This window comes from Streptomyces sp. URMC 124, from assembly GCF_051386455.1.
Lineage (GTDB): Bacteria > Actinomycetota > Actinomycetes > Streptomycetales > Streptomycetaceae > Streptomyces.
This window is the reverse complement of sequence record NZ_JBPQTS010000246.1, coordinates 1-6,610: the sequence shown is the minus strand read 5'-3', so window position 1 is coordinate 6,610 and position 6,610 is coordinate 1. Positions and strand designations below refer to the sequence as shown.

Sequence of the window (6,610 nt, the reverse complement as noted above, 5' to 3'; positions counted from 1 at the left end):
AGAGACAGGTCCCCAGCCCCGGCACGTCCGCCTCCCCCAGCACCCGGACGTCCTCGAGCTCCGGCGCGACCTCCACGCTCCGCGCGCCGGCGAACACCAGCACCGGCTGGACCGGGACGAGGAAGCCGCAGCCGCGGGAGAGGACGAGGGAGGCGCGCGCGGCGTCGTGCCGCACCTCGCGCACGTACGGATACTGCCGCCGCTCCCGGCTCGTGCGCACCTGGGTCTCGCCGGCCCGGATGCGGGCCCGCCGCCCGGGCTTGGTGGAGATGCCGTAGACCCCGCCGGGCCCGATCAGCAGGTGGGAGATGAGCGCGTCCCCCGGCAGGACGATGGAGTGCACCACGTCCCAGCCGCCCCCGGCGAGTCCTTCGAGCGCCGCGCCGACGCACTGCTCGGCGGCCAGCGCCCGGCGCCAGGCGTCCTCGACGGGCCGCCGGCCCAGCAGCCGGGCGAGCGCGAGGCGGGCGCGCCCGGAGGCGCCCGCCGCCGCGGAGCCCTCGAGCCGGGCGCGGAGCGTCTCGCCGGGGCGGTTGGGGGCGAGGTCGTCGTCGGGCGGCAGGAACAGCCGCTCGGGGTCGTACGTCTTACCGTTCGCACTCCGCTTGCCGTCCGGCCGCTCCCGCACGCACACCACCCCCACCCGCCATATTGCCGCAGATACGGGGGAACCAACCCGGCCGTCCGGCCGTTGAACGGGCAGAGGCCCCGCGACACCGCCCGCCGGTGCTTTACTTCACCCACCACCGGACCAATTATCCCTTTTGTCGTATTAGCGCCGGGAAGGGATGGTCAGTGAGAGCAGTCGCGTTGTACGGGGCCCTCGGATCCCTGGTCCTCACCACACTCGTCAGCGCCCCGGCCGATGCCCTCGACCGCGGAGCCCTGACGCACACACCGGGCGGTTACGCCGAAGCCCTCGGCGTGGCCGACGCCGCCCGGCAGGCCGCCGCAGCGGGCATCCGCTTCGGGGCGTGCCCCGCGGCCGAGGGCCTGCCCGCCCCCTTCGAGTGCGGCACCGTGTCCGTCCCGCTGGACTACGCCCACCCCCACGGCAAGCACATCTCCCTCACCGTCAGCCGCGGCCGCGCCACGGGCCAGGCCTCCGAACGGCAGGGCGCGCTCGTCTACAACCCCGGCGGGCCGGGCGGCTCCGGCATGTTCTTCCCGCTGCTCGCCGCCGTCCCGCAGTGGAAGAACCTGGCGAAGGCCTACGACTTCGTCGGCTACGCGCCCCGCGGCGTCGGCCGCTCCGCCCCCCTGTCCTGCGTGACCCCCGCGAGCTTCGTGAAGGCGCCGACCGAGGCCCCGCAGCACCCCTCCCCCGCCTTCAAGCGCAAGAAGATCGCCGAGGCCAAGGCCTACGCACAGGGCTGCGCCCGCAAGGCCGGCGCCGACCTGCCGTACTTCACAAGCCTCAACAACGCCCGCGACCTGGACGTGCTGCGCGCCGCCCTCGGCGAGCGGCGGCTGACGTACATGGGCGCGTCCTACGGCACGTACTTCGGCGCGCTCTACGCCACGCTCTTCCCCGGGCACGTGCGCCGCATGGTCTTCGACAGCGTGGTCGACCCCGATCCCGGGAAGATCTGGTACGGCAGCAACCTCGACCAGTCCGCGGCCTTCGAACGCCGCTGGTCCGACTGGCGGCACTGGGTCGCCCGGCACGACAAGGTCTACCACCTCGGGCGCACCGCGGGTCAGGTGCTGGCCTCCTACGACCGCGCGAGTAAACGCCTCGCCGGACGGCCCGCGGGCAAGGTGGGCCCCGGGGAGCTGCAGGCCGCGCTCCTCCAGGTCGGCTACACCGACACCTTCTGGGCGCGCAGCGCGGGCGCCCTGGCGGCGTACCTGCGGGGGGACGCCAAGCCGCTGCGCGTCCTCGCGGAGCCGGACGCCTCCGGCGCCGTCGCGAGCGAGAACGCCAACGCCGTCTACACGGCCGTGGAGTGCAACGACGCGCGCTGGCCGCGCTCCTGGCGCGTGTGGGACCGCGACAACACGCGCCTCGCGGAACGGGCCCCCTTCGAGACCTGGCAGAACGCGTGGATGAACCTGCCGTGCGCGTTCTGGAAGACGTACTCGCAGCGGCCGGTCGACGTCCGGGCGGCGCACGGCGCGCTGCCGCCCACGCTGCTGCTGGCGTCGGAGCGGGACGCGGCCACGCCCTACCGCGGGGCGCTGAATCTGCAGCGGCGGCTGGCGGGCTCGGCGCTGGTGACCGAGCGGGGTGCGGGCACGCACGGCATCGGGGGCGGCCCCAACCGGTGCGTCAACCGCCACCTGGACACGTATCTGCTGACGGGCACGGTCCCGGCGCGGGGCGCGCAGTGCGCTCCGCGCGCGGAACCCAAGGCCGTGACGGGCAAGGGCCTCAAGCGGGGCCCGCAGGCGCCGCTCTAGGCGAGCCCGCCACGGGCCCAGGGCGGGCTTGCCGCAACCTCTGGGCGAGCCCGCCACCGGCCCCGCCACCGGAGCCGGTGCTACGCGAGCCCCGCCACCAGCTCCGCGACCTCCTTGCGGCGACCGGTGTAGAACGGCACCTCCTCGCGCACGTGCATCCGCGCCTCGGACGCGCGGAGGTGCCGCATCAGGTCGACGATGCGGTAGAGGTCGTTCGCCTCGAAGGCGAGGATCCACTCGTAGTCGCCCAGCGAGAAGGACGCGACGGTGTTGGCGCGCACGTCCGGGAAGCCGCGGGCCATCTTGCCGTGGTCGGCGAGCATGCGGCGGCGGTCCTCGTCGGGCAGCAGGTACCAGTCGTAGGAGCGCACGAAGGGGTAGACGCTGACGTAGTCGCGCGGCGTCTCGTCGGCGAGGAACGCCGGGATGTGCGACTTGTTGAACTCGGCGGGGCGGTGGAGCGCCATGTTCGACCACACCGGCTCCAGCGCACGGCCGAGGCGGGTGCGGCGGAAGAGGTTGTAGGCGTCCTGGAGGGCGTCCGAGGTCTCGGAGTGCCACCAGATCATGACGTCGGCGTCGGCGCGCAGGCCCGAGAGGTCGTACGTGCCGCGCACGGTGACGTCCTTCTCGGCGAGCTGGGCGAACAGCTCCTCGACCTCGTCGGCCCAGCCGGCGCGGTCCTGCGGCAGGACGTCGCGGAGCTTGAACACCGACCAGAGGGTGTAGCGGATGACCTCGTTGAGGTCCTTGGCCTTCTTGCCGGCGTTCGGGATCTTCTGCGCGTCAGTCATGGCCCCTATTCTCCCCTGTCGTCCCGCGCGCCCTCGGCCAGGGTCGCGAGAAGCCCGTCGGCGGCGCGGTGGGCGCCGGCGATGCAGGCCGGGATGCCCACGCCGTCGTAGACCGCGCCGCAGACCTCCAGGCCGGACAGGCGGGCGACGTCCTCACGGATGCGCGCCACGCGCGCGACGTGGCCCACGGGGTACTGCGGCAGCCCGCCGTCCCAGCGGGTGACGCGGGTCTCGACGGGGGTGGCGGCGAGGCCCACGGCGTCGCCGAGGTCCCCCAGCGACATGGCGACCAGCTCGGCGTCCGGGCGCGTGAGGTCGCCCTCGTCGCCGTACCGCCCGATGGAGGTGCGCAGGACGAAGAGGTCCGGGTCGGCGTCGGCGTTCCAGCGCCACTTGTTGCTGGAGAAGGTCGACGCCTTGATCTTGCGCCCGTCGACGGGCGGGACGAGGAAGCCGCTTCCGTTGAGCAGCCCCGCCACCTCGGAGCGGCGGAAGGCCATGGTGACCAGCGCCATGGAGGCGTACTCGACGCCGGCGAGGGCGTCGACGGCCGCCCCGGCCCCGGCGGCGCGGCAGGCGCGGGCGAGGATCCGGGCCGCGTCGTGCGCGGGCGTGGCGACGACGACGGCGTCGGCCGCCAGCGTCTCGTCCTCCAGCTCGACCAGCCAGCCGCCGTCTCCGGTGCGCGCGATCTCCGTCACCGGCGCGTGGGTGCGGATCTCGCCGCCCGCGGCGCGCACCGCGTCCGCGACGGCGAGCGGCAGCCGGCCGATGCCGCCCTCGATGCCCATGAAGACCGGCCCGGCCGGCCCGGCCTGCTGAGCGGCGGCGGCGCGCGCCTGCAGCTCCCGCACGGCCTCGCCGAGCGAGCGGTGGGTGCGGGCGGCCTCGAAGAGCGGCGGGACGGCGGCCCGCATGGAGATGCGGTACGCGTCGCCCGCGTAGACGCCGCCGAGGAGCGGCTCGACCAGCCGGTCGACGACCTCGCGGCCCATGCGTTCGGCGATGTACGCGCCGATCGCGACGTCCTCGCCGGGGTCGGTGTGCGGCAGTTCGGCGTCCCGGGCGACGCGGGCGAGCCCGTCGGCGGAGAGGATGCCGGCGGCGGCGAGCGGGGCGAGGTCGCCGGGGACGCCCATGGTGTGCCCGGTGGGCAGGGGGCGCAGCTCGCCGCGGTTCCACAGCATCGCGGTGGCGGCGGGGGGCTGCAGCAGGTCGCCGAGGCCGGCGGCGCGGGCGAGCTCCACGGCCTCGGGGCGCCGGGCCAGCACCGACTCGGCGCCGAGGTCCACGGGCATGCCCGCGATCTCGCCCGAGCGCAGCTTGCCGCCGACGCGGCCCTCGCTCTCCAGCAGCGTGACGCGGACGCCCGCCCGCGCCAGCCGGAGGGCCGCCGCCAGCCCCGAGATCCCGCCGCCGATGACGGCCGCGTGCCGCCGGGAACCGCCTGCCGAAATGTCCGCTGCGCTCATGGGGTCACTCTCTCAAACGCCCTCGCGCGCACCGGCGGCCGGGCCACGGAAAAGGCTCCCGTCCGAACGGTCGGGCGGTTACCCATTGACAGCGGCCGGGCGCAGCCCGAAGACTCGGTGGCGGCCGACCATGAACAACAGTTCACAGGGCGGACCCCGGTGGTGGGGCGCCGCGGGAGGAGCAGCCATGAACGACCGCATCCGGGACGTGTACGTCGTGGACGCCGTGCGCACCCCGGTCGGCAAGTACGGCGGCGCGCTCGCCTCCGTCCGGCCCGACGACCTGGCGGCGCACGTGGTGCGCTCCGTCGTCGGCCGCAGCCCCGGCCTCGACCCGGCCCTGATCGACGACGTCGTCTTCGGCAACGCCAACGGCGCGGGCGAGGAGAACCGCAACGTGGCCCGGATGGCCGTGCTGCTGTCCGGCCTGCCGGTCACGGTGCCGGGCCTGACGGTCAACCGGCTGTGCGCCTCGGGCCTGGAGGCCGTCGTCCACGCCTACCGCGCGATCGCGCTCGGCGACGCCTCGGTGGTGGTGGCGGGCGGCGTCGAGTCCATGACGCGCGCGCCCTACGTCATGCCGAAGCCGGAGCGGGCCTTCCCCGCGGCCCACCAGCAGCTGTATTCGACGACGCTGGGCTGGCGGATGACCAACCCGGCCATGCCCGAGCGGTGGACGACGTCGCTGGGCGAGGGCGCCGAGCTGATCGCCGACAAGTACGGCATCACCCGCGAGCAGCAGGACGCCTACGCACTCGCCAGCCACCGCAAGGCGGCGCGGGCGTGGGCGGAGGGCGCGTACGCCGCCGAGGTCGTCCCGCTGCCGGGCGTGGACCTCCCGCGCGACGAGACCATCCGCGACACCACCTCCATGGAGGCCCTCGCCCGCCTCAAGCCCGCCTTCCGCAAGGACGGGGGCACGGTCACGGCCGGCAACGCCTCGCCCCTCAACGACGGCGCGGCGGCGGTCCTGCTGTGCGACGAGGAGGGCCTGCGGCGCACGGGCCGCGAGCCGCTCGCGCGCGTACGGGCCTCGGCGGTCACCGCGCTGGAGCCGGACCTCTACGGGCTCGGCCCGGTGGAGGCCGTGCGGCGCGTGCTCTCCAGGGCCGGGCGCGCACTGGCGGACGTGACACATTTCGAGCTCAACGAGGCCTACGCGGCCCAGGTCCTGGGATGCTTCGCGGAGTGGCCGGACCTCGACCCCGGGATCGTCAACCCCCGCGGCGGCGCGATCGCCATCGGCCACCCGCTCGGATGCTCCGGCGCGCGCCTCGCAGGGGCCGTGGCCCATCAGCTCGCCGCGGCGGGCTCGGGCACGGGGCTGGCCGCGCTGTGCATCGGCGTCGGACAGGGGCAGGCGCTGGTCCTCGAACGCTGAGGCCGCCGGCCCGCAGGGGCGCGCAGGCCGGGGCCGCACGGCGCTCGCTCTCCGGGGAGGTTGCCCGCCCATGCGTACCACCGTCGCCATCATCGGAGCCGGCCCGGCCGGCCTGCTGCTCGCCCGGCTGCTGCACCGGGCGGGCGTGGACTGCGTCGTCCTGGAGGCCCGCGACCGGGCCTACGTCGAGCGGCGCCAGCGCGCCGGGCAGCTGGAACAGGGCTCGGTGGACGTCCTGCGGGAGTGCGGCGCCGCCGGGCGGCTGGACCGCGAGGGCCTGGTCCACCGCGGCTTCGAGCTGCGCTTCGAAGGCGAGGCGCACCGGGTGGACCTGCCCTCCCTGACCGGCGGCCGGACCGTCACGCTCTATCCGCAGACCGAGGTCGTCAAGGACCTGATCGCCCTTCAGCTGGAGGACGGACCGCCGCTGCTCTTCGGCGCACGGGTGGTGGCCGTGGAGAAGACGGACGGGGAGCAGCCGCTGGTCCGCTTCGTCACGGACGGGCCGGAGGGCGGGCGCGGCGGAACTGGCCGAGAACTATGCCGGCGCCCCGCTGAAC

General features: G+C 75.1%; 6 protein-coding genes. 3 read left to right on the top strand and 3 right to left on the bottom strand.

The window, feature by feature from the left end; translation table 11 throughout:
• Positions 1–628, bottom strand: a 628-nt coding sequence (locus ACSNOG_RS31330; protein WP_436756092.1) for a nuclease-related domain-containing protein, incomplete at its 3' end; no start/stop codon positions are given.
• Positions 629–795: 167 nt separating this feature from the next.
• On the opposite strand from ACSNOG_RS31330, the gene ACSNOG_RS31325 reads away from it, so the two are divergent.
• Positions 796–2,403 (top strand): alpha/beta hydrolase, encoded by a 1,608-nt coding sequence (locus tag ACSNOG_RS31325; protein ID WP_436756091.1) that lies wholly within the window; start codon positions 796–798, stop codon positions 2,401–2,403.
• 80 nt (positions 2,404–2,483) lie between these two features.
• On the opposite strand, the gene hemQ is transcribed toward ACSNOG_RS31325, so the two are convergent.
• Both hemQ and hemG read right to left on the bottom strand, forming a co-directional pair.
• Positions 2,484–3,197 (bottom strand): hydrogen peroxide-dependent heme synthase, encoded by a 714-nt coding sequence (gene hemQ, locus ACSNOG_RS31320; RefSeq protein WP_436756090.1) that lies wholly within the window; start codon positions 3,195–3,197, stop codon positions 2,484–2,486.
• 5 nt (positions 3,198–3,202) lie between these two features.
• Positions 3,203–4,669, bottom strand: a complete 1,467-nt coding sequence (gene hemG / locus ACSNOG_RS31315) for a protoporphyrinogen oxidase (protein ID WP_436756089.1) — start codon at positions 4,667–4,669, stop codon at positions 3,203–3,205.
• 187 nt (positions 4,670–4,856) lie between these two features.
• On the opposite strand from hemG, the gene ACSNOG_RS31310 reads away from it, so the two are divergent.
• Together ACSNOG_RS31310 and ACSNOG_RS31305 are read left to right on the top strand one after the other, a co-directional pair.
• On the top strand, positions 4,857–6,050 hold the full coding sequence (locus ACSNOG_RS31310) for a thiolase family protein (RefSeq protein WP_436756088.1): 1,194 nt from the start codon (positions 4,857–4,859) through the stop codon (positions 6,048–6,050).
• Between the two features lie 70 nt (positions 6,051–6,120).
• Positions 6,121–6,610 (top strand): FAD-dependent oxidoreductase (locus ACSNOG_RS31305; RefSeq protein WP_436756087.1); only part of this gene is annotated, 490 nt, incomplete at its 3' end.

What these genes read in the sequence shown, in the direction of transcription:
- hemG (WP_436756089.1), bottom strand. Translation starts at nt 4,669, where the DNA reads ATGAGCGCAGCGGACATTTCGGCAGGCGGTTCCCGGCGGCACGCGGCC.
- hemQ (WP_436756090.1), bottom strand. Translation starts at nt 3,197, where the DNA reads ATGACTGACGCGCAGAAGATCCCGAACGCCGGCAAGAAGGCCAAGGAC.
- ACSNOG_RS31310 (WP_436756088.1), top strand. Translation starts at nt 4,857, where the DNA reads ATGAACGACCGCATCCGGGACGTGTACGTCGTGGACGCCGTGCGCACC.